The organism is Clostridium autoethanogenum DSM 10061 (assembly GCF_001484725.1).
GTDB classification, from domain to species: domain Bacteria; phylum Bacillota; class Clostridia; order Clostridiales; family Clostridiaceae; genus Clostridium_B; species Clostridium_B ljungdahlii.
On the sequence record NZ_CP012395.1, the window covers coordinates 1,906,833 to 1,933,100 of the forward strand.

At 32.0% G+C, this 26,268-nt stretch carries 26 protein-coding genes and 1 other annotated feature; of the genes, 6 read left to right on the forward strand and 20 right to left on the reverse strand.

Annotated features, from left to right (window positions below; translation table 11 throughout):
- The first annotated feature begins 156 nt into the window (after window positions 1-156).
- Window positions 157-1,395 (forward strand): competence/damage-inducible protein A, encoded by a 1,239-nt coding sequence (locus CLAU_RS08520; RefSeq protein ID WP_013240523.1) that lies wholly within the window; start codon window positions 157-159, stop codon window positions 1,393-1,395.
- 615 nt (window positions 1,396-2,010) lie between these two features.
- On the opposite strand, the gene nth is transcribed toward CLAU_RS08520, so the two are convergent.
- The 6 genes from nth to CLAU_RS08550 form a co-directional block, all read right to left on the reverse strand.
- On the reverse strand, window positions 2,011-2,655 hold the full coding sequence (gene nth, locus CLAU_RS08525; RefSeq protein ID WP_013240524.1) for an endonuclease III: 645 nt from the start codon (window positions 2,653-2,655) through the stop codon (window positions 2,011-2,013).
- 15 nt (window positions 2,656-2,670) lie between these two features.
- On the reverse strand, window positions 2,671-3,372 hold the full coding sequence (locus CLAU_RS08530) for a lysophospholipid acyltransferase family protein (protein ID WP_013240525.1): 702 nt from the start codon (window positions 3,370-3,372) through the stop codon (window positions 2,671-2,673).
- Window positions 3,373-3,435: 63 nt separating this feature from the next.
- Window positions 3,436-4,413, reverse strand: coding sequence for a tRNA epoxyqueuosine(34) reductase QueG (queG, locus tag CLAU_RS08535; protein WP_013240526.1), 978 nt, complete (start codon window positions 4,411-4,413; stop codon window positions 3,436-3,438).
- A 25-nt stretch (window positions 4,414-4,438) separates the two neighbouring features.
- Window positions 4,439-5,032, reverse strand: coding sequence for a serine O-acetyltransferase EpsC (gene epsC / locus CLAU_RS08540; RefSeq protein WP_013240527.1), 594 nt, complete (start codon window positions 5,030-5,032; stop codon window positions 4,439-4,441).
- A gap of 220 nt (window positions 5,033-5,252) precedes the next feature.
- Window positions 5,253-6,164, reverse strand: a complete 912-nt coding sequence (gene cysK, locus CLAU_RS08545; protein ID WP_013240528.1) for a cysteine synthase A — start codon at window positions 6,162-6,164, stop codon at window positions 5,253-5,255.
- Window positions 6,165-6,254: 90 nt separating this feature from the next.
- Window positions 6,255-6,496 (reverse strand) — a binding site (T-box leader).
- A 238-nt stretch (window positions 6,497-6,734) separates the two neighbouring features.
- A complete protein-coding gene (locus CLAU_RS08550; RefSeq protein ID WP_029702413.1) occupies window positions 6,735-7,586 on the reverse strand; it encodes a YihY/virulence factor BrkB family protein in 852 nt (283 codons plus the stop codon).
- A 383-nt stretch (window positions 7,587-7,969) separates the two neighbouring features.
- Between CLAU_RS08550 and CLAU_RS08555 the strand changes: the two genes are divergently transcribed.
- Window positions 7,970-9,244, forward strand: coding sequence for an Ig-like domain-containing protein (locus CLAU_RS08555; RefSeq protein WP_013240530.1), 1,275 nt, complete (start codon window positions 7,970-7,972; stop codon window positions 9,242-9,244).
- Between the two features lie 69 nt (window positions 9,245-9,313).
- Here CLAU_RS08555 and CLAU_RS08560 read toward each other — a convergent pair whose 3' ends face one another.
- The 3 genes from CLAU_RS08560 to CLAU_RS08570 form a co-directional block, all read right to left on the reverse strand.
- A complete protein-coding gene (locus CLAU_RS08560) occupies window positions 9,314-9,859 on the reverse strand; it encodes an NADH peroxidase (protein WP_023162461.1) in 546 nt (181 codons plus the stop codon).
- A gap of 258 nt (window positions 9,860-10,117) precedes the next feature.
- Window positions 10,118-10,504, reverse strand: a complete 387-nt coding sequence (locus CLAU_RS08565; RefSeq protein ID WP_013240532.1) for a thioesterase family protein — start codon at window positions 10,502-10,504, stop codon at window positions 10,118-10,120.
- 196 nt (window positions 10,505-10,700) lie between these two features.
- Window positions 10,701-11,993: an MFS transporter gene (locus CLAU_RS08570; protein ID WP_013240533.1), complete on the reverse strand. Its 1,293-nt coding sequence runs from the start codon at window positions 11,991-11,993 to the stop codon at window positions 10,701-10,703.
- A gap of 137 nt (window positions 11,994-12,130) precedes the next feature.
- Between CLAU_RS08570 and CLAU_RS08575 the strand changes: the two genes are divergently transcribed.
- The gene (locus tag CLAU_RS08575; protein WP_013240534.1) at window positions 12,131-13,030 is read left to right on the forward strand and encodes a LysR family transcriptional regulator; all 900 of its coding nucleotides are present in this window, start codon (window positions 12,131-12,133) and stop codon (window positions 13,028-13,030) included.
- Here CLAU_RS08575 and CLAU_RS08580 read toward each other — a convergent pair.
- From CLAU_RS08580 to CLAU_RS08615, 8 genes are all read right to left on the reverse strand, one after another.
- Window positions 13,014-13,541: a hypothetical protein gene (locus CLAU_RS08580; protein ID WP_013240535.1), complete on the reverse strand. Its 528-nt coding sequence runs from the start codon at window positions 13,539-13,541 to the stop codon at window positions 13,014-13,016. The two genes, CLAU_RS08575 and CLAU_RS08580, sit on opposite strands and share 17 nt — an antisense overlap.
- On the reverse strand, window positions 13,469-15,184 hold the full coding sequence (fadK, locus tag CLAU_RS08585; protein ID WP_013240536.1) for a medium-chain fatty-acid--CoA ligase: 1,716 nt from the start codon (window positions 15,182-15,184) through the stop codon (window positions 13,469-13,471). Before fadK ends, CLAU_RS08580 begins: the two co-directional genes overlap by 73 nt.
- 31 nt (window positions 15,185-15,215) lie before the next feature.
- Window positions 15,216-16,226: an electron transfer flavoprotein subunit alpha/FixB family protein gene (locus CLAU_RS08590; protein WP_013240537.1), complete on the reverse strand. Its 1,011-nt coding sequence runs from the start codon at window positions 16,224-16,226 to the stop codon at window positions 15,216-15,218.
- Window positions 16,227-16,241: 15 nt separating this feature from the next.
- The gene (locus tag CLAU_RS08595; protein ID WP_023162464.1) at window positions 16,242-17,030 is read right to left on the reverse strand and encodes an electron transfer flavoprotein subunit beta/FixA family protein; all 789 of its coding nucleotides are present in this window, start codon (window positions 17,028-17,030) and stop codon (window positions 16,242-16,244) included.
- A gap of 12 nt (window positions 17,031-17,042) precedes the next feature.
- A complete protein-coding gene (locus tag CLAU_RS08600) occupies window positions 17,043-18,185 on the reverse strand; it encodes an acyl-CoA dehydrogenase family protein (RefSeq protein WP_013240539.1) in 1,143 nt (380 codons plus the stop codon).
- Between the two features lie 18 nt (window positions 18,186-18,203).
- A complete protein-coding gene (locus CLAU_RS08605; protein ID WP_013240540.1) occupies window positions 18,204-19,427 on the reverse strand; it encodes a CaiB/BaiF CoA transferase family protein in 1,224 nt (407 codons plus the stop codon).
- 90 nt (window positions 19,428-19,517) lie between these two features.
- Window positions 19,518-20,690 (reverse strand): acyl-CoA dehydrogenase family protein, encoded by a 1,173-nt coding sequence (locus CLAU_RS08610; protein ID WP_013240541.1) that lies wholly within the window; start codon window positions 20,688-20,690, stop codon window positions 19,518-19,520.
- Window positions 20,691-21,026: 336 nt separating this feature from the next.
- On the reverse strand, window positions 21,027-22,010 hold the full coding sequence (locus tag CLAU_RS08615) for a type I phosphomannose isomerase catalytic subunit (RefSeq protein ID WP_013240542.1): 984 nt from the start codon (window positions 22,008-22,010) through the stop codon (window positions 21,027-21,029).
- 227 nt (window positions 22,011-22,237) lie between these two features.
- Here CLAU_RS08615 and CLAU_RS08620 point away from each other — a divergent pair, with 227 nt between their 5' ends.
- Together CLAU_RS08620 and CLAU_RS08625 are read left to right on the forward strand one after the other, a co-directional pair.
- Window positions 22,238-22,759: a ferritin family protein gene (locus CLAU_RS08620; RefSeq protein WP_013240543.1), complete on the forward strand. Its 522-nt coding sequence runs from the start codon at window positions 22,238-22,240 to the stop codon at window positions 22,757-22,759.
- Between the two features lie 101 nt (window positions 22,760-22,860).
- Window positions 22,861-23,277 carry a hypothetical protein gene (locus CLAU_RS08625; RefSeq protein WP_013240544.1) on the forward strand — a complete coding sequence of 139 codons (417 nt, stop codon included), beginning with the start codon at window positions 22,861-22,863 and terminating at the stop codon, window positions 23,275-23,277.
- 223 nt (window positions 23,278-23,500) lie between these two features.
- On the opposite strand, the gene CLAU_RS08630 is transcribed toward CLAU_RS08625, so the two are convergent.
- On the reverse strand, window positions 23,501-23,923 hold the full coding sequence (locus tag CLAU_RS08630) for a hypothetical protein (protein WP_013240545.1): 423 nt from the start codon (window positions 23,921-23,923) through the stop codon (window positions 23,501-23,503).
- Between the two features lie 139 nt (window positions 23,924-24,062).
- On the opposite strand from CLAU_RS08630, the gene CLAU_RS08635 reads away from it, so the two are divergent.
- Window positions 24,063-24,296, forward strand: coding sequence for a hypothetical protein (locus CLAU_RS08635; RefSeq protein WP_013240546.1), 234 nt, complete (start codon window positions 24,063-24,065; stop codon window positions 24,294-24,296).
- 139 nt (window positions 24,297-24,435) lie between these two features.
- Here the strand turns inward: CLAU_RS08635 and leuB are convergent, their stop codons facing one another.
- Entirely contained in the window at window positions 24,436-25,518 is a 1,083-nt protein-coding gene (gene leuB / locus CLAU_RS08640; protein ID WP_013240547.1) for a 3-isopropylmalate dehydrogenase, read from the reverse strand.
- Between the two features lie 50 nt (window positions 25,519-25,568).
- Complete coding sequence (locus CLAU_RS08645; RefSeq protein WP_013240548.1) at window positions 25,569-26,267, reverse strand: response regulator; 699 nt, start codon at window positions 26,265-26,267, stop codon at window positions 25,569-25,571.
- Between the last annotated feature and the right edge of the window lies 1 nt (window position 26,268).

Here is a 26,268-nt window from a genome sequence, read left to right on the forward strand (position 1 = left end):
ACTTTCACATAGTTATTATACTATAGAGTAATAGCTTTTATATATAAAAATTATTAATTTAATTATTACTAATTTGTAACAAACAAACATAACTTTTATGCTATCATGAAAGTATGTTTGTTTTTTAAATATACTTAAATATGGAGGAGTACATAAATGAAAGCTGAGATATTATGCGTTGGTACAGAGATTTTACTTGGAGATATAGTAAATACAAATGCACAATTTATTTCCAAAGGATTAGCTGATCTTGGTATAGAAGTGTATCACCAATCTGTTGTGGGAGATAATCCTCAGAGACTTTTAGATGAGTTTAGGAAATCTTTTGAAAGAACTGACATCATAATTACAACTGGAGGACTTGGACCTACACAAGATGATCTAACTAAAGAAACTGGTGCTGAATACTTTAACAGGGAAATGATTTTAGATAAAAATTCACTTACCCAATTAGAATCTTATTTTAAGAAGATGGGGAAATCAAATTTGGAAGGCAATAATATAAAGCAAGCTTACTTTCCTGAAGGTGCTTCTATATTTCCTAATCCACATGGTACGGCTCCTGGATGTTGTATGGAGCAAAATGGCAAAATTTTAATAATACTTCCCGGTCCTCCAAAAGAGGCAAAGCCTATGTTTGAAAATTATGTAGTACCATTTTTAAAAAAGTACAGTAATGGAGTAATAAAATCTAAAACACTGAGAGTTTGTGGTATAGGCGAAAGTTCTATGGCTGAGAGTGTCTCAGATCTTATAAACAATAGTGTAAATCCCACTGTAGCTCCTTATGCAAAAGAAAATGATACAATACTTAGAATTACTGCAAGGGCAAATACAGAAGAAGAAGCTGTAGAGCTTATAAAACCTATAGAATCTAAAATTAGAGAAAAACTAGGGATAAATATATATGGTGAAAATGATGACACTATGGAAGAGGTTATAGGGAAATTATTGATAAATAAAGAATTAACTATATCTTCTGCAGAATCATGTACTGGTGGGCTAATAGCAGCAAGACTTGTAAATTATCCTGGCATATCTGCTGTATTTAAAGAAGGTGCTGTCACTTATACCAACGAGGCCAAAATGAAAAGACTAGGAGTAAAAAAGGATACCCTGGACAAATTTACTGCTGTTAGTTCTGAAACTGCAAAAGAAATGGCAGAAGGTATAGCTAAAACAGCAAATACCGATATAGGCATAGCTACTACAGGCGTTGCAGGTCCTGGCGGCGGTACTTACGAAAATCCTGTAGGTCTAGTATATATAGGACTTTATATAAATGGAAAGACTTATGTTAAGAAGTGCCAATACTCTGGCAGCAGAGATGTAGTAAGACAAAGAGCAACTATGACTGCTCTCGATTTGATAAGAAGACACATTATAAACTCATAGAGTTTCTAAACGAAAAATCAACTTATGCTCCGAATATTTTTACAACCACAAGTACGTTAAATATTTTGATAAGTCTAAGCAGAAAATTTACAAAAATCTAAGACCTTTTGAAAACTCGTACCTCAAACAATTCAAAAGGTCTAAGTTTTTTTGTGAATTTTCCACTAAGACTTATATACAAAATATTTAAATGTACTTGCTTATTGTAAAGATATGCCTACACATAAGCTGATTTTTTAGTTAGAACCACTATAGATTGTAAATCTTGGTTGTATTTATAACTTTAGCATTTAAATCAAACTGGCAATTTGGATAAGTTTAATTGTAGAGTTAACTATCTATATGTACAAATTCTAACTAAAAGTTAAAATATACTTGACGATATTCTGACAAAATTGAAATCACACTTAAAAACTTTTCTTATAAGTCTTAGATTCGTATTTTTTGAAAATCTTAGAAGCTTAGATATGTCTGAGGTACGAGTTTATCTAAGCTTCTTTAGATTTTCAAAATACGAACTATAGACTTATCAAAAGTTTTTATGGTGATGAAATTTGTCAGCATATCCTCTGTATATTCAACTTTTACTTAGAAACTCTATGTAAATTCTAAACTTCAAGACTTAGTTTCCTCTGGATGATTGAAGTATTCACAATAAGGGGCTAGAGGGCAATGCTCACAATCAGGTTTTCTTGACTTACATATGCGCCTTCCATGCCATATTAAATAATGATGTGAATCACTCCACATACTTTTAGGTATATTTTTCATAAGTTCCATTTCTACTTTGTGAGGAGTAGTCCCTTTTGCAATTCCAAGTCTATTTGATACTCTAAATACATGAGTATCCACTGCAATTGCTGGAACTCCAAAGGCGTTTGATAAAACAACATCCGCAGTTTTTCTGCCTACTCCTGGAAGTTCTATCAATTGTTCCATAGTATGTGGTACCTCTCCATCATACTTTTCAACAAGTTCTCTGCTAGTTGCAAGTATATTCTTGCTTTTATTTCTAAAAAAGCCACAGCTTTTTATCTTTTCTCCTAATTCTTCCTCTGTTAGAGATATCATTTTTTCAGGGGTATTATATTGTTTATACAATTCTGATGTAACTTTATTCACTCTTACATCGGTGCATTGAGCTGAAAGCATAGTGGACACTAGCAATTCATAAGGAGATCCAAAATTCAATGCACATTTAGCTTCTGGATAGGTTTCTTTCAGTACTTTCAATATATTATCTATATTTTGTTTATCCAATTTTTATCACCTTCGTTAAGACTTGTATACTCCTCTATATTGTTCAGGCAAAAGTTCTGCTATTTTTTTCATAAATAAATCTGATATTCTGTCTTCATATACATGTTTGTTTTCACCTTTATCTTGGGGCGGTATATCTATCTGCTTTCCTATGTTTACATTTACCTCTGCATTATGAAAACTTTCTAGAGCCATATCCTTGTCACTTATAGGTAAAAGTTTTTCAGTACCAGAGATACCAATAGGAAGAATTGCAGCCTTAGTTAGTTTCTGTATTAAAACTACCCCTCTTTTTCCTTTTGCTAAGCTCGCTGTTCTACTTCTCGTTCCCTCAGGAAACATAAGTATATTATTACCACTTTTTACGGTCTTTATAACTTTAGATATAGCATCCTTGTCCGCACTATTTGGTTTTATATTGATGGTCTTTGTAATACACATACCAAGCTGAGTTAAAGAATTTTGATTCAATTTTTTACCTGCTACAAAAGTCAGGTTTTCCGATTTAAGTACTCTACTTAATACAAGAGCATCAGAATTACTTAAATGATTGCAGATAAATATTACAGGTCTTTCCACTTCATTTAGATTTTCAATGCCTTTTACTTTTATATCTGCACATCTATTTAAGTAACCACCTAATATTTTTTTTGAAATATACGCTAGAAGTCCTTTAGGGAGATGTCCCATTAGCTTGACCATCCATGGAGAAATCATAAATAAATCCACCTTTCCTTTTATATATGGTATACTTTTTTAAATGTACCTCTCTAATATAAATTATAATTTTAAAACCTGTAAAAGTCTATCATAATAATCTCTTACATAGGTAGATCTTATGTTTTTATATTCCAAATTAATACTTTTATTTAATGTAAGCATATTTATAAGCGCATTTCTCTGAATAATATTTTTACCTCTCCATCCACAGGATGTGTTTTTGTATTTCTCTGTAAATTCTTTTTTATCCATATCTACAATTTCATTTAAATCAACTCTATTCATAAAATCAAAAGGTTTAAAATCCTGTATATTAGAAAAAGCAACCTTACTATTATACGGACATACTTTTTGGCAAGTGTCGCATCCAAATAATCTTCCTTGAAATTGTAAAAACCATTTATTATCTATATGTTTTTTTTGAGTTATATATGACATACATATATTAGAATTTTTATCTCCAAGCAAAGCGCCTGTAGGACACGATGTTTGGCATAAACTACAGCTGCCACACTTACTATCTAGTGGGATATCAGCTTCTACTTTTATATCAGTTATTATTTCTCCTAAAAAAACATAAGATCCATATTTCTCTGTAATAATCATATTGTTTTTTCCTATAAACCCTATTCCACACTGAAAAGCTATATATCTCTCAGGCAAGGAATTGCTATCTACAAAGTATACGGCTTTTCCCCCTAAACCTTTTATAAAATTACACACTTTTTGTAAATAATAACGTGCTACTATATGGTAATCTTTTCCTCTAGTATATAGAGAAAAGCTTACATTTTCCTCATCTTGCTTTTCAAATAAATAGGGAAAGGCAATGGATACTATTGTCTTTCCCCCATCCATATACACATATGGATTAACTCTATTTTCAATATTCTTTTCTTCGAATTCATTTTCAAGCAAATTTTCTTTTCTATATTTGAAACTATCTTTTAATTCGGTGAATATTCTGCATTTTGTAAATCCTACAGTATTCAATCCAATCTTATTACAGTAACTCAATATATCTTCCTTATAGTTCAAACCTTTCACCTGCTTATTATAGAAATTATATTATCATTTCATTATATATCTTTTTTCTTCTTCCTGCATAGTCTTTTATTTCTATAACAGTATTACTCTCAGCCTTAACTACTTTAGCTGGTATACCTACTACAGTGCAATTTGCTGGTATATCTTTCAAAACTACTGAATTTGCACCTACTTTTACATTATCGCCTACAACTATTGGCCCTAAAAGTTTTGCTCCACTTCCTATAAATACGTTATTCCCTACTGTAGGATGCCTTTTTCCTGTATCCTTTCCTGTTCCTCCTAAAGTCACTCCATGGTAAAGCGTTACATTATCTCCAACCTCTGCAGTTTCACCTATAACAACACCCATGCCATGATCTATAAATAATCCCTTTCCTATTTTAGCCCCTGGGTGTATTTCTATTCCAGTTAAACCCCTAGCAATTTGTGATATTAACCTAGCAATAAAGAAACATTTCTTATTATAAAAAAAATGTGCTATTCTATACTGTATCAAAGCATGAATAAAAGGATATAATATAAAAACCTCTAACGGATTCCTAGCCGCTGGATCATTTTTCATAGCATTTTTAATATCATAAGCTAATAGCTTAAATGGGTTTCTCATTGTTTTCTCCTTTCAAATTTATTGCTCAAATTTTGACTTAACATAAAAATAATGCTAAGTAATCCATTCATAATGCACAATCCACAATTAAGATGATTTTTATGTTACCATAGAAAGTTTAAAAATTTAACGTCCATCCTACTTAGTTTTTAGATTCTTCATAACCCTAGCAAATAAAAATCCACCAAAATTGTGAACTGTGAATTTATTGAATTACATACTAATCATATAATCCCATGGATAGATATTTCTCTCCTCCATCTGGTGCTACAGTTACTACTTTTTTACCTTTTCCAAGTTTTTTTGCCACTTGAATTGCTGCAGCTATATTAGCTCCTGAGGATATACCAACTAGTATTCCCTCTTCTTTTCCCATAAGTTTAGCATATTTAAAAGCATCTTCATCTGTTACAGTTATGATCTCATCTACAATTTCTGATTTGTAGATATCAGGTACAAACCCTGCTCCTATACCTTGTATTTTGTGAGCACCAGTTTTACCTCCTGATAGAACTGGTGAACCTGCTGGCTCTACTGCAACTACCTTTACATCTTTATTGTGCTTTTTCAAGTTTTCTCCTACTCCTATTGCTGTTCCACCAGTACCAACACCAGCTACGAAAGCATCTACATCTTTTAAATCCTTTAAAATTTCCTCTGCTGTAGTTTCATAATGTTTTTTAGGATTAGCAGTATTTATAAATTGTTGTGGTATATAGTACCCCTCTTTATCTTTACCAATTTCATAGGATTTCTCTATAGCTCCTTTCATGCCTTTAGCTCCATCTGTCAAAACTAATTCTGCACCATAAGCCTTTATCATATTTCTTCTCTCTACACTCATAGTTTCTGGCATTACAATTGTAACTTTATATCCTTTTAATTTTCCTATCATTGCAAGAGCTATACCCATATTACCACTAGTTGGCTCCACTATTGTGTCACCCTTTTTTAAAAGTCCTTCTCTTTCAGCTCTTTCAACCATACCAAGGGCAGCTCTGTCTTTAATACTTCCACCAGGATTAAATTTTTCAAGTTTAACATATATATCAGCTGCGTCCTCATTTTTAAAATTATCAAGTTTAAACAAAGGTGTATTACCTATCATATCTATAGCATTAGTAAATATCATTTTAATACCTCCCAAAATTTTATATAAAAATTAATATTTTAAGCATGAAATTTTACTTTGAAATTAAAAAAACTTCATCTCTATATGTTATATAGAGACGAAGTTTATACTCCGTGGTTCCACTCTAATTAGATTTTTAAAAAAATCCAACTCTTAATCGAACACAGCGCTATGTTCTATCACTATAACGGGTGAATCCGATGTAATCTACTATTAATTCGACCACATAACTCCAAAGGGCACTTCACTTAAACTTAATTTAGAAACTTTCACCAACTGTTTCTTCTCTGCAAAATTTAATTTAAGTTACTTTTCTTTTTCAAAGTATTCTTGAGTGTTTTACTATGATTTATATTTATATTATACAACTACCTAAATTTTTGTCAATAATATTTTTAATTTTATATAAAACTTTTTTGTCCTATGGTTACCATTACTGACACCACCATCTTCTATAAGGTTCAGCTGGAGAAAGTCATAACTATAAGAACTCCATCTAAACCTAAGAATCACTTGATACAGCTTTAGAAAATTTATACAAGCAAGTGTGCTGATACACGAAAAACACAGCTAAAATCTATTTTTTTCTCTTTTAAATAATACTGAGTTAAATTCTCCTCCTAAAATAGTTATTGTAGATAGAATAAAAAGCCACGTTAAAAGGATTATTACAGCTCCTATACTTCCATAAATTTTAGAATAATTTCCAAAATTATTTACATAAAAGGCAAAACCCATAGAAGCTATTACGATACCTATAGTTGAAAAAACAGCACCAGGTAATACCTTTCTCCAAGTAAGCCTTACATTTGGGGTAAAAATATACACTGCTGCAAATATTAATATAGTTCCAAAAAATATAATCACATATCGTAATATATTCCATAAAAATCCAAATCCTTCGGAAAGCCCTAACCTAAAAGCTAAAAAACTTCCAATCATTTGACCAAATACTAAAAACAATAAAGTGCATAATATTATCAACGTTACTCCTAGTGTGCATAGTATAGATATAATATATATCTTAAATATGGATCTAGTTTCTCTTTGATCATATGCTTTATTCAATCCTTTTATAACAGCATGGAATCCTCCTGATAGCGCCCATAATGTAAGAATTAAACTTAAACATAAAAGTTCAATATTTTTGCTATTAGCAGTTTTAATTACCGTATTTTCTATTAATTCCAGTGCATTTTTAGGCAATACATTACTTAAAATTAGCAATATATCATTACTACTTATATCACTATACCCTATAAGGCTTATAAAAAATACCAAAAAAGGGAAAATAGAAAATAATAAGCTATATGCAAGTTGTGAAGCCAGCGCTAATACATCATCTTGTATAAATCTAAAAATAAATTCCTTTAATTTACTAACTGCTCTTTCCTTCAAAGAAAATTCTCCTCTTTTAGGCATTTAAAAGAAAATAGACTAGTATACTGACTGGATGGCTATTTCTTTAAAAATGCCTTAAATTTAATCGTCTATACGCCTTCAGAATATTGTATATTATCCGCTATATAGACTATATATTAATATTATGCTATACTCTTATTTGTTATTATAATTTTGCCCTTTTATATAAAAAATTATAAGCAAATATGCCTAAATCTATTGAACTTATCTAGAGACACAACTATTCTTTACCCCACCTTGAAAAAAGCAGAGAACTAAAGTCTATGATTTTGCATAAATTACTTTTACAAGGTTCGGTGGAGTAATAGGATAAAATTTAACTTAATAGATATGGCATATTTTTTACATAAATTAAAATTAAAATAGAAAGAAGCGATTAAAAAGTGAAGAAACTTATTAAAAACTTCGTATTATTTTGCGGAATTTATGCAATTGCTCAAGGCTCTCACTGTACAATTGCATTAGCTGCAAATAATATGGACAAGTCTTCTAACGTATCAACTGTTACCGCTTCAACTAGTTTAGATACTAATAAAGATATTTCTAATTCAAAAACTATTGATGGTAACACTAATAGCAGCAATGATAAAAGCGCCAGTGAAAACAATACTCCAGAAAAGGCTAATTCAAATGTCAATCAAAGCACAAATTACGATACCATTGTAAAAGTTAGTATTCCTGTAAGTAAAAAGTGGAAAATAAGCTTTAACCAACCAGTAGATGTAAATTCCTTAAGTGGTAAAATAAGACTAGTTGACAATAATAATACTGAAGTTCCACTAACTTTTTCTTCAACAGATTTCGGAATGTCCGTTATTGTATCACCTACGAATGTTTGTAATCCAGACACAGACTATACTTTAACTATAAGTGGAAATATAGTATCCAGATACAACAAAACACTTAAAAATCCTACTGTAGTAGAATTTAAAACCGCACCAGTTATATCTTCTATAGATAACATAAGCGTAACTATAAATCAGCAAGATGATTACACCTTACCTACACAGGTAACTGCTAAAATGTCAAATAATACTACTACTTCTGTAAATGTATCTTGGGACAAGTCCGTAGACACGACAAGCATACCAGGTGTATATGCTTATACAGGTACTGTTGATGGATATAGTAAACCAGTGACATTAAGTTTAACTATAAAGGCATTTGAACCCGTGCCATCTATTATGAACGACTATAGAATTCAATCTCAAATTGGGACAAACCTTTATAATTATCTTATGAATTATGATAATAGACAATCTGTACTAGACAGAGCTATCGAACTTCACGGCGGAGATACAAGTAATAACTGTGTATATTATGCAAGCGAAGCTCTTAGAAGAGCTGGAATGACTGATCTTCCAGAATCTGTAGCAAATACTAATCAACTTACATCTCAGCTTCAAAGCAGAGGATGGCAAACTTCTACAGATTTATCTAAGCTTTTACCAGGAGATATATGCTTTACCATTTCTTATGGGAATGGCCCTACTCATACATATACATTCATGAAGTGGGTAGATCCAAAAAGTTTTGATTATGCGTATATTTGTGATAATCAAGGTTATGACTACAACGGTGATGCTTACCATAAGAGAAATATAGATTTTCAAACTCCAACAAAAGATGCTATATCTTATTTTATGTATTTAGCATAGAGTACAAAAAGGGACTGATACACTAATTAATTAGTGTATCAGTCCCTTGCATTTATCCGAGACTACTGTTTATTTAAAGTATCTATTCAACAATCCCTGGAAAGCAGCTCCATGTCTTGCTTCATCTTTACACATTTCATGTACTGTATCATGAATTGCATCATAGTTTAATTTTTTAGCTAAAGTAGCTAAATCCTTTTTACCTTTACAAGCACCTGTCTCCGCATCTACTCTCATCTGCAAATTTTTCTTTGTATCAGGTAATACTACTTCTCCCAATAATTCTGCAAATTTAGCTGCATGCTCTGCTTCTTCAAAAGCTATTCTCTTATATGCTTCTGCAACTTCTGGATAACCTTCTCTATCAGCTTGACGACTCATAGCAAGATACATTCCTACTTCCGAACATTCTCCAGTAAAGTTAGCTCTCAATTCTTCTAATACTTTTTCATCTACACCTTTAGCGACGCCTACTTTATGTTCATCTGCCCAACTAATTTCGCCTTCTGCCTTTTCAACAAATTTATCTGATGGTGCACCACATACAGGACATTTTTCTGGTGGATTTTCACCTTCATAAACATATCCACAAACAGCACAAACAAATTTTTTCATTTAAAATTCCTCCTTAAAGTTATTTCATATAATTTTCATTTCCCTTGACATAAATTATTATATAATATTAATTATTGTTTTGCAATAGTTTTTATAAAATAATTTTCATTTTATATGAAATAAATACATCATAGGTACACTATAATGTATTTATTCTTACTTGATTAAAAGGTTAAATTTTAAAACCTTTAAACAAATACTTCATATATATTTTTATCCTAAATAACTCAAAAAATTTATCGGTTCTATTAATTTTTACTATCTATTTAAAAATTGTTCTAAATTAACTATTTGTTGTTCGTATATTCCAAAACCTACTTTACAATTTTTTTCATTGAAAGCTTCTACATTATAACGCAGTTTTTTACCTTCAATGGATATTAATGTTACTTTTACAACAACCTTCATATTTGCAGGTATTGGCTTTATATGTTCAACATCAATTTTAGTTCCAACAGGTCTATAATTTTTAGGTATAACATTGTCTACTATATGTAAAGTTGTATATTCCATATACTTTATCATAGCAGGCGTAGATAACATAACAACACCGTTATTTCCAATAAAATTAGCTGTATCTTCAGGTTTTACTATATACTCACTAACATATGTACTTCCAACTTTAAATAACTTGCTAAAATCCATTTGCTCAACAACTCCTTATGTAAAAATTTTATCATTTACTGCTATCTTTAGGCTGCTGCTTATTTTTCTTAAAGTAAATAGCTTTAAGCATCGGACAAAATTTTAGACTTCATCCGATGCTTATTAACAAATTTCTTAAATACTTTTCTATCCTTTAGATGAAATCATTATCAAAATAAATATTTCTAGGATAAACCTACTTTCTTTCAGCTATAGGTACAATAGGACGAACTGTACTTGTAAGTAATATAATAGCACCAAGTATAGATATTCCTGCACCTAAGTAAAGTGCACTTGTATATCCGTGAGCGTCAACCATAATTCCAGTAAGAAGTGGAGCTAATATACCTCCAATTGTAGCAAAAGTTGCATAAAGTCCAGTAATTTTACCTGCATTAGTTGAAGAGAAAATCATTGGCATTGAATAATATCCACCCATAGTAAGACATAATACTCCATTTGATATAGATATTAATGCTACTGCCGAAATAGCGCTAGAAGCCTTAGATCCTAGTATAAGCAGAACACCTGCTCCAACCATACCAAGAAGAGGAAATAACTTTCGTCCCATATTATCTCCAAACTTTTTAGCTGCTTTATCAGCTAACCATCCACCAAATGGATATGTAAAAGTTGCAACAATATAAGGCATCATTGTATAAATAGCACTTGTACCCATTGCAAATCCTCTGCCCTTAACAAAGTACGTAGGAAGCCATGTCATAAATAAGTAAAATAAATAGTTAGTACAGAAAAATGAAAGTGCACCCGTCCATACAGATGGAGTAGAAAATATATCTTTTGAACTTAAAATAGTTCTTTTTCCTGAATTTTCTGATATATTATCGTCTACTCTTATATATTGTAATTCCTCTTTACTTACACTAGGATGATCTTCTGGTTTATCTTTTCCAAACTTCCACCAAATAATTACCCAAATAGGTGCAAGAAAAGCGAAGGAGTGAAATACCATCTGCCAACTCCAAGTTTTTATAATCCATGCAGAGATAGGCATAGCAAGAGCAATTCCCATAGAAACACCCATTATACTTATTCCCCATGCTAGTCCTGATTCTTTCTTTGGTACCCATTTTGCAATAATTGTAGACATGGCCGGTAAAGAAACTCCTTCTCCCATTCCCATAACAATACGAATTACTATCATAAGACCTAAGGTTGCTCCAAATGGGGTTAAAAAAACAAATACTGACCACCATATCGCACCAAACATTACAACTTTGCCTCCACCAAATTTATCAGCTAACCATCCACCTAAAATTTGAGTACAAGCATAACCAATGAAGAAAGCTGTAGAAACCAATCCAAACTGACTTGCATTCCAATGAAAATAATTCATCATAGAGGGGCCTGCCATTGACATACATGATCTGTCCATATATAAAATCAAGTAGCATAGAGTTAAAAGTAAAACAATCTCCCACCTCTTCTTACCAACGCTTTTACCAACGCTTTCAACTTCTGAAATCATATTCATTTCTCCCTTCTATTTAATCTATTAATTAGTTTTATTTTTTCCTGTTAAACTATACCATAATTGTGGAATATTTTATCGAAATATGCTAAAATATTAACAAATACGAGTATAAATTTACAGGGAGGTACACTATGAACTTAAATCAATTATATTATTTTAAAAAATTATCTGAAATACAGCATTTTACTCAAGCTGCTAAAGAATTATATATAACCCAACCAAGTCTAAGTGAAGCCATTTCATCTTTAGAAGAAGAAATTGGTCTAGAATTATTTCATAGACAAGGTCGAAAAATCAAACTTACAAAATACGGAAAAGTTTTTTATCACTACGTGTGCAATTCTTTAAGTGAATTAGAAAAAGGGATTGAATGCTTAAAAGAATCATCTGGTATTGTTGGAGGAATTATTGATATAGGATGTATTCCTACCTTATGTGGAAATTTTTTGCCAAATATAATAAATAAGTATTTAAATACTGTAAATTCAAAAACCAAATTTAACATTTTCACTGGCATGACTTTAGATGTTATAGCTGGAATCAAGTCAGAAAAATACGATATCGGCTTCTGTTCCATTTTGGAAAATGAACCTAGCATTGAATTTATTCCAATTCTTGATCAAGAACTTGTCCTTGTTGTAAACGATAAACATCCATTGGCAAAAGAAAAAATCATTAATTTGCAAGATATTAGCGACTATCCATTGATCACATATCGACAAAGTTTGCCTATTGGTAAAACTATAATGGAACTCTTAAAACCTTATGACCTTCATGTAAGTTATGATTTTGACGATGAAATAACTATTGGTGGAATGGTATGTTCAACAAATGTGGCTGCTATTACTGCACGTACCTCTTTTTTACTCCAATTTCATAAGTTAAAAATTATAAAACTAAATACACCAAACAATACACGTACAGTATATATGGCCTATAATAAAAATAATTACCATTCTATAGCTGTGAAAATGTTTTCAGACTATATGATAAAAAAAAGCAAAAGCCATAAAATTAGGACTGCCAATTAGCATGCATTCTCTCTAAAGGGATTTTAACAATTGCTTTATCTTTTATATATGCATAAATTTCAAATCCCCTTTTACATCTAAAAGTGCATTCAAGGCATGGATCTTCATCACAGTAAACATACGCATCTTCATCTGCTAAAGCAAATACAAAAGATGTCTTTTTAGGATTTGTCACATACTTTAACTGTCCACCTGTAAATGTCCTAAGATAAATCCATTCAACACAAATAGCTTCATTCCTTATTTTCCAAAAGACCTCTACCACATTTTCATTGTACCCACCTGTAATTTTGTAATCAATAATTATATCATCTGAAACTTCTGAAGGATTTTTGGTAGAAAGTATCTCCATTTTTTCATCACAACACATTGGAGATATTCCCTTTCCCATGCTTGTTAACTGAAATACATTTCCACAATGTTTACAATGATAAAATATTAACTTGGGGCACACAACCCTTGGTTTTGTTGTTTCTCTTGATCTTCTTGGACCGAATTCTCGCCCTTCCAACTTGACTCCTCCTGTCTACTCATTCGAACTTTTAAATCCTTTGCCAATAAATTTTTTTTCACCTTTCCACTGTCAGTTCTGGGAATTTTATCTATAATCTCCAGGTGTTCCGGCCAATACCTTTTAGGGATTTTTTCCTTTTCCATGTACTCTAAAAGTTCTTCTAATTTCAGAGAATTAACTTCTTTTTTCAATACGACATAAGCACAAATTCGTTCACCAAGACGCTTATCAGGCATTCCAATAACTGCCTCATCTTTAATTAGTGGAAATTTTGAAATATACTGACTTATATGATTCGAGTTGAGATTTTCACCGCCTCTAACAATTATGTCTTTTTTTCTCCCAATGATATTAATATTGCCACTTATATCACTTACACATAAATCGCCACTATAAAACCATCCTTCATCATCCAGTACCTTATTTGTAGCTGATTTATCACCTATATATCCTACAAATACATTTGGACCTCTCGATACTTCTTCCCCTAGATTTCCAGGTAGTATCTCTTTTCTATTTTCATCTACAATTTTAACTTCTACGCCTTCCATAGCCCTTCCTGCAGTGCCAAATGTTAACTCAATATTTTCATCTGGTCTTACAAATACATGTGGAACACTTTCTGTAGATCCATAAACTTCACATAATTTTATTCCATATTCATAGGCTTGCCTTACCATTTCTTCTGGTACTACAGCTCCACCACAAAGATAAAATTTTAACGAACTAAGGTAAACTTCATCCTCTCTAATGTTTTTCAAAATATCATATATAAATGGTGTAGCTCCCATTGACCAGGTGCATTTTTCTCTATTCATAAGTTCTATTGCCTTTTTACTTTTAAACTTCTGCTGTAAAACCACTTTTGATCCAATAAGCATAGGTGCAATAATTCCATGATGAAAGCCAGTTGCATGATTTAAAGGTGCCGGCATAAACATAATATCATCTTTTGTAATGCCAAGTTCCTTATTAAAGTATTTTTCACTAAATATTATGTTATTATGAGTCAGCATGGCTCCCTTTGCACATCCAGTAGTACCGGATGTGCAAAGGATAGCTGCTACATCATTACTGTCAACCATTACCTCATCTTTTATGTTCAAGGAAAAGTATGATGATAATATATGTTTTAAAGTAATACTGTTACTTTCTTTTTCTTTAAGATTGTCAAGTAATACAATGTGTTTTAAACTTTTTACATCCTTTTTGACTGATAGAATCAATTTTTCATAATTTGTCTTATTGTACCATGTAGGGCAGAGAAAAACTTTACTTTTACATAAATTCAAAAGATATGAAACTTCCCGACCACTATAGCACATGCCAATTGGGTTAACAACAGCTCCCACCTTCATGCATGCAATACTAACAATTACAAATTCACTCCATATTGGTATTTGAAAAGAAATAACATCTAGAGGCTTTACTCCAATACTAAGAAAATAGGAAGCAACAATACCTGCTTTTTCATCCAATTGTCCATAGGTGTAACGATATCCTCTATCATCTACTACAAATTCCTTATCTCTATACTTTTTTACCGACGTATGCCAGTAATCTAAGAGTGTTTTTTTACCCCAATAGCCCATTTTTTCATACAATCTTTTTTGGCTATCATTTATTTTAATTTCATCCATCACGTCATATCTCCTTATAAAAAGAACACAATTAAAGATTTTTTACTGAACTAATTTCCTTTATAAGTGCTGGAACGACTTCAAATAGGTCTCCTACTATACAATAATCTGCTACTTCAAATATTGGTGCAGTTTCATCTCTATTAATTGCAATAATTGTATCTGAAGAGCTCATTCCAGCTAAATGCTGTACAGCACCTGAAATTCCACATGCAATATATACTTTTGGAGAAACTGTTTTACCTGTCTGCCCTACCTGCTTTGTCTGTGGAATCCATCCAGAATCTACAGCAGCTCTTGATGCTCCAATTGTTCCACCAAGTAAATCTGCAAGTTGTTGTAACATCTTAAAGTTTTCTCCATTTTTCATTCCTCTGCCGCCAGATACTATATACTCTGCCTCTTCAAGTTTGACTCCAGAATCTTCTTGGGCTTTAATAAAATCAACTACTTTTGTTAAAATAGAATCTTTGTCTATATTAATAGTCTCTTTAATAATTTCTGGACGGTTATTTTCATTTTCTTGTGGTTTCTTAAAGGCACCAGGCCTTACAGTTCCCATCTGTGGTCTAGTATCACTGCAAAGTATCTGTGCATAGAGATTGCCTCCAAAAGCAGGTCTTTCCCATACAACATTTCCAGTATCCTCTTCTACACTTAAAGCAGTACAGTCTGCAGTAAGACCTGTTCTTAAGCTAACTGCAATTTTAGAACCAAGTTCTCTGCCCCTTATAGTGGCACCTATTAAAATGGTATTTGGGTTATACTTGTGACAGAGTTTTAAAAATGCATCTCCATATACATCTGAAGAATAATTTTTATATTCTTCTCCCTGCACAACATAAACTTTATCTGCTCCATGACTGCCTGCACCCTTAACTGCATCTTCTACGTCACTGCCTATTACTACGGCACATAATTTCTGCTTTAGGCTATCTGCTAAAATTCTACCTTGTCCCAGCAGTTCAAAACCAACGTTCTTTGGTTGTCCCTGAAAGCATTCTATAAATACCCATACGTCTTTATATTCATCGAAATTCATAACCAAAGCCTCCCCTTAAACTAATTTTGCTTCTAATAGCTTGCCAACTAACTCTTTTGCTGTTTTTTCAGGATTTACAACTTTCATTACCTCACCACTTGCCTGACGTTTTGGTGTAAAAGTTGCTTTTACTCTTGTTGGTGAACCTTTAAGACCTATTTTGGTAGTATCTATATCCTTAATATCATCTAAGTGAATTTCTCCTATTTCTGCTTTTAAAGAGTCAATTTTTCCCTTAATAGTTGCATATCTTGGTTTATTGCTTTCTTTTGTCAAAGTACATAAAACAGGAAGTTTTGTTTCAACTATTTCAGCCCCTTCTTCTACTTGACGCTTTACTACACACTTTTGACCTTCCATTTTAATATCAAGCACATAACTTAATCTGGAAATCTTCAAATGTTCTGCAATACTTGAACCTGTCTGTCCTGTATCTCCATCAATTGCCTGTTTACCTACAAGTACAAAATCAAATGTCCCTAGTTTTTCAATTGCTTTTGATAAAATATAACTAGTTGCATAGGTATCAGATCCTCCAAAAGCTCTGTCTGTAACTAAGTACGCTTTATCTGCACCCATGGAAAGAGCTTCCCTTAAAACTTCTTTTGCGTTATCAGGTCCCATGGAAATTGCAGTTACAGTAGCTCCATATTGATCTTTTAAACGAAGTGCCTGCTCTAATGCATTTTTGTCAAATGGATTTAGAATACTTGGAACGCCTTTTCGAATTAATGTATTTTTAACTGGATCAATTTTAATTTCTGTTGTATCAGGAACCTGTTTTATACAAACAACGATGTTCATTTCTCTTCCCCCCTACTTATATTCCTTTTCTAATGCACCGGCTATTGTCATTCTTTGAATCTGATTAGCTCCTTCAAAAATCTGGAACACCTTGCAATCTCTCATAAGCTTCTCAACTGGATATTCTTTGCTGTATCCATATCCACCGAAAATTTGAACTGCATTTGACGTAACTTCCTGTGCACAATCAGATACGAATGCTTTAGTAATGGCACCTTCTTTACGAACAAGATTTCCATTATCCATTAACTTCATAGTATTGTTTACAAGTGCTCTGGAAGCTTCTATCTTTATTGCCATATCTGCAAGCATCTGTTGTACCATTTGAAATTTAATTATAGGCTTGCCAAACTGCTTTCTTTCTTTTGCATACTTTACAGATTCATCCAAAGCCCTCTGCATAATACCTACTGCTAACGTAGCAACAAAGGCTCTAGATAAGTTAAGAGAATTTAATGCAAGTTTAAATCCTGATCCTTCCTCTCCAAGCATATTAGAAGCTGGAACTCTTACATTTTCAAAAGTAACATCTGTAGTATTTGATAAACGAAGACCCATTTTGTCTTCATGTTTTCCAATAGTAATTCCTAGTGTATTTGCATCTACTATAAAAGCTGAAATACCTTTATTGCCTGCTTCAGGGTTTGTTTTAAAAATTCCTACAAACACAGAAGCAAGTGCACCATTAGTGATAAACGTTTTTGTTGCGTTCAATATATATTCATCACCATCTTTTACAGCTGTTCCTCTCATTCCTGCAGGATCAGAACCTGCATTTGGCTCTGTAAGAGCGAAACCCGCAAAATTTCCTTTTCCAATTATATCTGCAAAATATTTGCCCTGCTCTTTGGTACCAGAAAGAATTACATTTCTCAAAGCAACAAATGTAGTAACAAGTGTAATTGCATATCCTGCATCTATCTTTGCAAGCTCTTCAAAAATCATGGCTGTAGTTTCGTAGCTCAGTCCTGTTCCACCATATTCTTCTGGAATCTCAAGCATATGAAGTCCCATATCAAAAGCATACTTAAACAATTCTCTTGGACATTCGCCTTTTTCATCCAGCTCCTGAACATGTGGTTTGATTTCATTTTCTGCCATTTCTTTTACAAGAGCAATTAATTCTTTTTGTTCCTTTGTATATAATAAGCTCATTAATTTTAACCCTCCCCATTATTTTTTAAGCAGTTTCAATCCAGCTACAGCTCCTTCGTTTATGTATTCTTCAACCTCACTGCTGCTGTAACCTAATTCTTTCATGATTTGCTCTGTATGTGCACCTTGAGGTTTACAAGTTTTTATTATAGGTTCTGACATAGAACCAAATAAAATTGGATTAGTAGGAACCATTCTTTTTCCTGAAGGGTAATCTACTTTAGTTAAAATATTGTTTGCCCAAACCTGCTCATCTTTATAAACATCCAAAGGCTCATTTGCTGCTTCACACGGCAGTTCATTGTCTTCAAGTATTTTAAGCAAATCATCCCTATTAATCTTGGAAATAGCCTCATCAAGTATATCTACTACTTCATGATTTAGCTTATCTGAATTTATCTTTGCACAATTATTGTATTTTTTATTTCCTACCATATGTTTAACATCTAATAAATTCATAATTTTATCGTAATCTCTATCATATTCAGGACAGCACATTACAACCCACTTATTATCTTTAGTGCGATAACAATTATTAAATGGATTTGGAACTTCTTTTCGACTCTTTGGATATTCATTTCCATATTGTGCTGAAATCATAGCAACACTTAACATAAATGATGCAGCATGCTGAAGACTTACAGTTATCTTATCTCCTTTTCCTGTCCTTTCTCTGTTAAACAAAGCTCCGCATATACCAGATAAAAGACATATTGAAACCTGAAAATCTCCATATCCATTAGGTGGATTCATTGGCGAACCACCTTTATCTACTGTTGTACCTAGGACACCTCCCCTTGCCATATAGCAAGTAGCATCAAAACCCGGCCTATCCTTTGCAGGTCCTTTTTCTCCATATCCTAAAACCTGTGCAAAAATAAGTTTTGGGAATTTTTCTTTCAAGGTATCATAATCCATACCTAATTTTACAAGTGATTTTGTTCTTGTATTTGTAATAAATACATCTGCCTCTTCTAATAATTTATAAGCAACTTCCCGTCCATGTTCTGTCTTCAAATTTATAGTGATAAATCTCTTATCCATATTTGCTACATCAAACGGCAAATTTTCTTCATCACTAAAAGGCATATTAAATACTGAACCCTGTCCTCTTGCTGGATCTCCTTTGGGGGCTTCGATTTTAATTAAGTCAGCGCCCCATTCTCCCATAATCCTAGCAGTAGTAGGAGCTGCTAAATATGTGGTTAAATCTACCACCTTAATCCCTTTTAAAGGTTCCATTTTTATCCTCCTGTTTCTATATTTTATTTATAGCCTTTTGAAAACTTCAAAAGGCTATAATATAAAATAGTAAATATTTCAAGTAAAAAATTATTCTTCTTCAGTATTGCCTCCATTAGCAATAAGTTTTCTTGAAGCTGTTAATCTTTGAACAGTTCTAGGGCCTTCCTCTAACCACATTGCACGACAATCACGATATAATCTTTCAACTGGACCATATTCGCATTCTTCAAAGTATCCAATTCCTCCAAATATCTCTAACATATAATCAGATACTAACTTAACAGTATTGATACTATGAAGTTTACACATAGCTGCTTTCATCTCAATTTCCTTACCAGCTTCATAATCTTTTGCAAAATCGTAAACCATTAATCTAAGTGCATGTATTTCAGTTCCCATATCAGCAATTGTCTGTTGAATTGCTTGTCTCTTAACAAGTGGTTTTCCAAATGTTACTCTGTCTTTTGCTCTCTTAATTGTCATCTCTAACATTCTCTGAGACATACCAAGATTACTTACTGCAATATGAGCTCTAGATACGGATAAAGAATGCATTGCAATCTTTAAGCCTTCGCCTTCTTTACCAAGTAAGTATTTCTTGTCAAGCTTCATGTTAGTGAATTTTAATCCTGCATGTCCAGCTCCACGGCAACCCATCATATGAGGCATTGGAACGATTTCATAACCAGGTGTATTAACTGGTACAAAGAATGCAGATAATCTCTTATCCTTTGGAGCATCTGGGTCAGTGACAGCGATTACATATGCAAACTCACAGCAGTCAGTATGGGAAATTAATGTTTTTTCACCATTCATGATGTAATAGTCTCCATCTTTCACAGCTCTTGTATGTAAATCTGCTCCTGTACCACCTGTTTCTTCAGTTAATGCAAAGCATGTGAAGATTGTTTTATCCTGAAATTTATCCATATATTCATCTTTTAATTCTTTACTTCCAAAGTCATCAAGAATTCTCCAGTTTAAATCCATTGCATAATGAAGATGCATACGCATTCCGCCTGGTCCTCTACTGAACTCTTCTTGTACCTGTAAAATCTGTGTCTCACTTAATCCCCATCCACCATATTGTTCTGGCAATGCGCATCTGTATAAATTGTTTTCAATTGATAAGTCAAAAAACTTCTGAGGAAATTTATTAGTAACCTCAACTTCTTTTTGTATTTCTTCAAAAGGTCCTTCAGCTAAAGCCCTAATTTGTTTCAGATAATCCTGAAATTCTTTTTCATTTAATTTTGACATTTTATTTCCCCCTTGTGTATTTTATAACAATCTTTATGTTTTCATTATACTTAAATCTAAAATATATTACCAATAGTTACCACCAATGTTATCGTTATCTTTTATAGTTATTGCCTATACATAATACAGTAATTCTATAGATAAAATTTAAGGGAATTGTCTTATACAAAGGGTTGAGATACAATAATAAGGATTTGAATGAAATGCTTTACTAAAATATTTAGCTAGAAATTTAAAATTTTTTGAAAATAAGATATTTTCAATTTTTATGTATAAAAAAGAAGAAAGCTATTGTTAATAAAAAGATTTTTATTAACAATAGCTTAGTGAAAATTCTTAAAATTTTCTTATTTCATCTAATATACTATTTTCTACTTTATTACAATCTGGAACATAGCTTTTAAGCAACTTCATGTTACCTTTTAATCTATATTCTCCAAGAGAAGCTGGAATAAGCACACTGTCTCCTTTAAATATATCTTCAAAACCGCCGCTATAAACTATCTTGCCCTTGCCATCAACACAGGTAAATATATAAAACCTTTCTCTATCACTTTTTTCTACTGCTTCAATTTGAATATCATATAATTCCAGAGAAATTTCTGTTGATAAACAAAGATAAGTTTTTTTATAGCCATCCTTTTTTATACTAATACCTCTGCTCCTATTTCCTTTTAATTTTAGATTTACTACGTCTAAGGCTTTATTAATATGTAACTTCCTTCCCCTTCCATAGTCATATACTCTGTAAGTTATATCACTATTTTGTTGAATTTCTGCCAATATAACTCCTTCACATATTGCATGTACAAGACCGCTTTTTATAAAATACACATCACCTTTTTTAACAGGAATTCTGTTCATATACTTTTCCAAGTTTCCATTGTTTATAGCCTTTTTAAATTCGTCTATGCTGCATCCATCTTTAGTTCCAACTATCAAACTTGCCCCCTCAAATGCTTCAATAACATACCATACCTCTGTTTTTCCTGAATCATTTTCTACTTCTTTCGCATAGATATCATCTGGATGAACTTGTATTGAAAGTTTCTCCCTAGCATTTATTAGCTTTACAAGAAGGGGAAATCTATTACCTTTAATTTTTGTTCCCAATAGCTTATCTCCTTGAGCCTTAACAAGATCATCAAATCTAGTTCCTTTGAATTCCCCATTCTTTACTATGCCCATACCATTTTTATGACAGGCTATATCCCAGCTTTCTCCTATCTTACCTTCTGGAAGGTTACTCCTGAAAAGTTCTAAATCTCTACCTCCCCAAATTTTATCATAGTATAAGTTTTCAAATTTTATTGGATACACACCAAACATCTCCTTATATTCCAAACTTATACTTATATTATAAATCAATTTTAGATAAAATTTACATAAATGAAAAAAGTTTAATTCTAGATTAATAAATTACTTTTTTACAATATGGTAGTTTAATATATCAGTATATTGCATTAAAGTAACTTATTTATCCCCATTCACTTTTTATAACTTCTATCATAAAATACTACTATAATTTATATTTTGGAGAGTTGAAAATGAAACATTATATGTGTCCCTTTACTCGCTGTGGTATGAACTTTCCTAACAATGTTTCTCAGATGGACTTGAATTTAGATGAATACACTTATCCAGACAACTTCAATTCTGCACTAAAGTTAATAGAAGAAGCTATCTCTGGAGAAAGAGAAGATGAACTTTTTTACGACTATTTAATAAAAAATGCTCCTGAAAATGAATCTAAAAAAATTATATCTGGTATCAGGGACAATGAAAAAAAGCATAACAAAATGTTTAGATTTATTTACTATGAATTAACGGGAAATATGATTCCTTCTCCTGAAAATGTAGAGTTTAATACTCCCGATTCTTTCTGCAGCGGCATTAAACGTGCCTTAAATGGAGAACTAAATGCAGTTGTAAAATATAGAAAAATATTATTTGCACTTAATAACAGAAAACACATAAACATGCTTATTGAAATAATAACAGATGAATTAAGACATGCTAGTCTATATAACTTTATATATACATCAAACTGTTCTAAGGAACAATTCTAACTTAACTACTATGTATATGTAAATTTTTTTCATTGATTTGTAACTATATAACTCACAATAACATACTATTTAATTAAGAGTAAAAAATAGGAGTTGTATACATGTACGATTATGATTACTTCAGATTTGATGATGAAGCTAGAGAAGATGATGAACCCGAAGAATTAGATTATTTAGATGATGATTTCGTATGTCCTTACCTACGATTTTCCTCAAACCATACCCCTATGTGTATGAGCAGACAGCGAGATAACTTTCCACCAGGTCCTCCTCCATCCAATATTCCTCAAGCACCTCAAAACTTAGCACCTGGTTCAAGTACAAAATTTGTAGATCCAGGTTCTATAAGACGATGCTTATTTAAGTTCGTTTATATTTGGCCAAATAGAGGCAATGGATTCTGGGCATGGTTAACTCATGTAGGAAGAAGATCTATTTCAGGTTATAGATGGCATAGAAATAGATGGGTTTATTTTGGAATGGATTTACGTCAAATAAGAAGTTTTATGTGCCGTTAATATTTATCCTAAAAATATAACTGACATAGTTACCAATTAAAAATAAGCTTATACTCAGAATATTTTTTATAACCTTCAGCTCGTTAAATATTTAAAAGAGCTTCATTATTGTAAAAATATACCTGTGTATAAGCTGACTTTTAAGTTAAAGAAACTATATAGTGATTCTAATTGAAATTCTATATAAAATATAATAACAAAATTGAAATCACACTTAGAAATTCTATACCATAAGAAACTTTTTAAACATTATGTGAAATAGTATTAGGAATATGAGAAAAAACGCTAATATCCTATGATCCATAAGCCATTTTCCCTTCATATTCCTACTTTTAAGTCCATATATTCCTAAACATGCTGTTACAATCATAACTACAGCTGCAGCAAGTCCCGGTATAGAAATTCCCTTATATTTATACATAAAATAACCATGACACACTACAGCTATAACTCCTATAATTCCAACCAACTTGTGATATTTTACAATGTACTTCATAAAGACTTTATATACACGCTCATACTGTTTTTTATCTTTGGGTAACTTCTTCATATACTTCCTATTTATGTACTTTATAAAGAAATTAAGGAGTAATATAAAATACGCCCAAAATCCAACCCAACCTAAAAGTTTCCCAAATTCTTTCATAATCTTACCCTCCCAACTATAATGTATTTTTAAAGCAATAACTAGTCAGCACGCTAGCCTATTTTCTTTCAAATGCCTAAATAATTTAGTGTGTCATTTATATTAATTTCATATAATATATATTAGAGGTGTGAATAAAATGTCTTGTTTAAACACAATATCCCCTACACAGCTTGCAGTACTTAGTACTTTTATAGCTATTGTTATAACTAAAGATAAAAGTGCAGATGAAATAAATGTTCTTGGAAACGTAATTGCATCAACTGGAGCTACTGTGCTTTCTATCGCAGCCCAGATGCAGTACCTCGAGTCAATTCAGAGTAAAAAAGATCAAATTCATGACTTAAAAAAGCAACTTAATGACCTAAAATAGCTGCATCAAGACATAATTTCCTAGGTCAAATTATCTTAGTTAAAGTGCAGTTTAGCAATATACAGCTTGTACATAAAACATTTATGCATAAGCTGTATATTATTAATTTTAGCATCTCAAATTCAATTCTAACTCGCCTTTACTTACTTAACAATTTAGCTATAACATCTCCCATTTCCCTAGTTCCAACAAGTTTCATTCCATCAGTCATCATATCTCTAGTTCTATAACCATTTTCAAGTGTCTCTGATACAGCTTTCTCAATAGCAGAAGCTTCTTCATTTAAATTAAATGAGTATCTAAGCATCATGGCAGAAGACATTATTACAGCTATAGGATTTGCCGTGTTTTTCCCAGCAATATCCTGCACGGAAGAATGTATTTGATTTGGCTCAAACATTCCCAAGCTTTTCTCCCCAAGGCTTGCAGCTGGCAAGGTTCCAATAGATCCAACTATTTGGCTAGCTTCGTCTGCTATAATATCCCCAAATGCATTTGATGCCAATACTACATCAAATGCACCAGGATTTTTTAAGATTTTCATTGAGGCACTATCTACATATATCTGTTCTAACTCAACTTCAGGGTAATTTTTTGCTACTTCATTTACAGTATTTCTCCAAAGCATGGAACTTTCTAAAACATTAGCTTTATCAATACTAGTTACCTTTTTTCTTCTTTTAAGTGCAATTTCAAAAGCCTTTGAAGCTATTCTTCTAACTGTATTTTCACTATAGCACTCAACATCATAAGCTTCTTTTCCATCTTTGCCCTGCCTTACTCCTTTCTCACCAGAATACATTCCTCCAGTTAATTCTCTTATTATAATCATATCAATACCATCTTTTACAAGTTCAGACTTTAAAGGGCAATCATTTTTTAATGATCTTTGCAGTACTGCAGGACGCAAGTTTGCATAAAGTCCTAATTCTTTTCTCAAAGTCAAAAGTGCTTTTTCTGGTTTTTTATTTAAAGGAAGATTGCTCCACTTATCTCCTCCTATTGCCCCAAGTAAAACTGCATCGCTTTTTTTACAAATATCTAAAGTTTCTTCTGGAAGGGGCTTATCATATTTATCAACAGCTGATCCTCCTGCATAAACTTTTGTGTATTTAAACTCATGTGAAAATATTTCTCCAACTTTATCTAATACTTTAACAGCTTGTTCAATAGCTTCAGGTCCAATTCCGTCTCCTGGTATTAGTGCTACATTGAATTTCATCTCATTTTCCTCCAAATGTTTATTAAAAATTTATACATAATTCATTTATACTACTCATCTGCAAGCCTGTAGCCTACTCCAACTTCTGTGTATATATACTCAGGCTGTGCAGGATCTTTTTCTATCTTTCGTCTTAAATTTGCCATAAACACCCTTAATGATTTAGTTTCACTTCCCAAGGATGAACCCCATATTTCACGAATAATAAAATTATGAGTCAGCACTTTTCCTGAATACTTACATAAAAGTGCCATTATTTTATATTCTATAGGAGTTAAATGTATCTCTTTACCTTCTACAGTTACACGTCTTTTATCGAAATCTATAGATAGCCTTTTTACCTTAAAATTATTCAATATTTCATGTTGATCTTTGTTTACAATAAGATGCCTTAAAGACACACGAATTCTAGCAAGCAATTCACTTATACTAAAAGGTTTAGTTAAATAGTCATCTGCGCCCTTATCAAGTGCTTCAACTTTCTGTCTTTCATTTCCTCTTGCAGATACAACTATAATGGGAATATTGGACCATCCTCTTACTTTTTCTATAACTTCAATTCCATCAATATCTGGAAGACCCAAATCTAATATTATAAGATCAGGATTGTGTGACATTACAAGAGAAATGCCTTCATTTCCCTTATCTGTTTCAATATATTTATATCCCTGGGAAGATAAAGCTGCTGTAATAAAATTTCTTATTGGTCTGTCGTCTTCAATTACAAGAATATAAGGCTTACTATCCATC

Excerpts from the sequence above, each read along its gene's own strand:
- CLAU_RS08600 (WP_013240539.1), bottom strand. The coding sequence starts at position 18,185 with ATGAGCTTATTATATACAAAGGAACAAAAAGAATTAATTGCTCTTGTA.
- CLAU_RS08610 (WP_013240541.1), bottom strand. The coding sequence starts at position 20,690 with ATGTCAAAATTAAATGAAAAAGAATTTCAGGATTATCTGAAACAAATT.
- fadK (WP_013240536.1), bottom strand. The coding sequence starts at position 15,184 with ATGGATGAAATTAAAATAAATGATAGCCAAAAAAGATTGTATGAAAAA.
- leuB (WP_013240547.1), bottom strand. The coding sequence starts at position 25,518 with ATGAAATTCAATGTAGCACTAATACCAGGAGACGGAATTGGACCTGAA.
- epsC (WP_013240527.1), bottom strand. The coding sequence starts at position 5,032 with ATGAGAAACCCATTTAAGCTATTAGCTTATGATATTAAAAATGCTATG.
- CLAU_RS08645 (WP_013240548.1), bottom strand. The coding sequence starts at position 26,267 with ATGGATAGTAAGCCTTATATTCTTGTAATTGAAGACGACAGACCAATA.
- CLAU_RS08565 (WP_013240532.1), bottom strand. The coding sequence starts at position 10,504 with ATGGATTTTAGCAAGTTATTTAAAGTTGGAAGTACATATGTTAGTGAG.
- CLAU_RS08620 (WP_013240543.1), top strand. The coding sequence starts at position 22,238 with ATGAAACATTATATGTGTCCCTTTACTCGCTGTGGTATGAACTTTCCT.
- CLAU_RS08595 (WP_023162464.1), bottom strand. The coding sequence starts at position 17,030 with ATGAACATCGTTGTTTGTATAAAACAGGTTCCTGATACAACAGAAATT.
- CLAU_RS08550 (WP_029702413.1), bottom strand. The coding sequence starts at position 7,586 with ATGCCTAAAAGAGGAGAATTTTCTTTGAAGGAAAGAGCAGTTAGTAAA.
- CLAU_RS08605 (WP_013240540.1), bottom strand. The coding sequence starts at position 19,427 with ATGGAACCTTTAAAAGGGATTAAGGTGGTAGATTTAACCACATATTTA.
- CLAU_RS08560 (WP_023162461.1), bottom strand. The coding sequence starts at position 9,859 with ATGAAAAAATTTGTTTGTGCTGTTTGTGGATATGTTTATGAAGGTGAA.
- CLAU_RS08575 (WP_013240534.1), top strand. The coding sequence starts at position 12,131 with ATGAACTTAAATCAATTATATTATTTTAAAAAATTATCTGAAATACAG.
- CLAU_RS08570 (WP_013240533.1), bottom strand. The coding sequence starts at position 11,993 with ATGATTTCAGAAGTTGAAAGCGTTGGTAAAAGCGTTGGTAAGAAGAGG.
- cysK (WP_013240528.1), bottom strand. The coding sequence starts at position 6,164 with ATGATATTTACTAATGCTATAGATATGATAGGTAATACACCTTTGTTT.
- CLAU_RS08590 (WP_013240537.1), bottom strand. The coding sequence starts at position 16,226 with ATGAATTTCGATGAATATAAAGACGTATGGGTATTTATAGAATGCTTT.
- CLAU_RS08530 (WP_013240525.1), bottom strand. The coding sequence starts at position 3,372 with ATGATTTCTCCATGGATGGTCAAGCTAATGGGACATCTCCCTAAAGGA.
- CLAU_RS08630 (WP_013240545.1), bottom strand. The coding sequence starts at position 23,923 with ATGAAAGAATTTGGGAAACTTTTAGGTTGGGTTGGATTTTGGGCGTAT.
- CLAU_RS08520 (WP_013240523.1), top strand. The coding sequence starts at position 157 with ATGAAAGCTGAGATATTATGCGTTGGTACAGAGATTTTACTTGGAGAT.
- CLAU_RS08625 (WP_013240544.1), top strand. The coding sequence starts at position 22,861 with ATGTACGATTATGATTACTTCAGATTTGATGATGAAGCTAGAGAAGAT.
- CLAU_RS08635 (WP_013240546.1), top strand. The coding sequence starts at position 24,063 with ATGTCTTGTTTAAACACAATATCCCCTACACAGCTTGCAGTACTTAGT.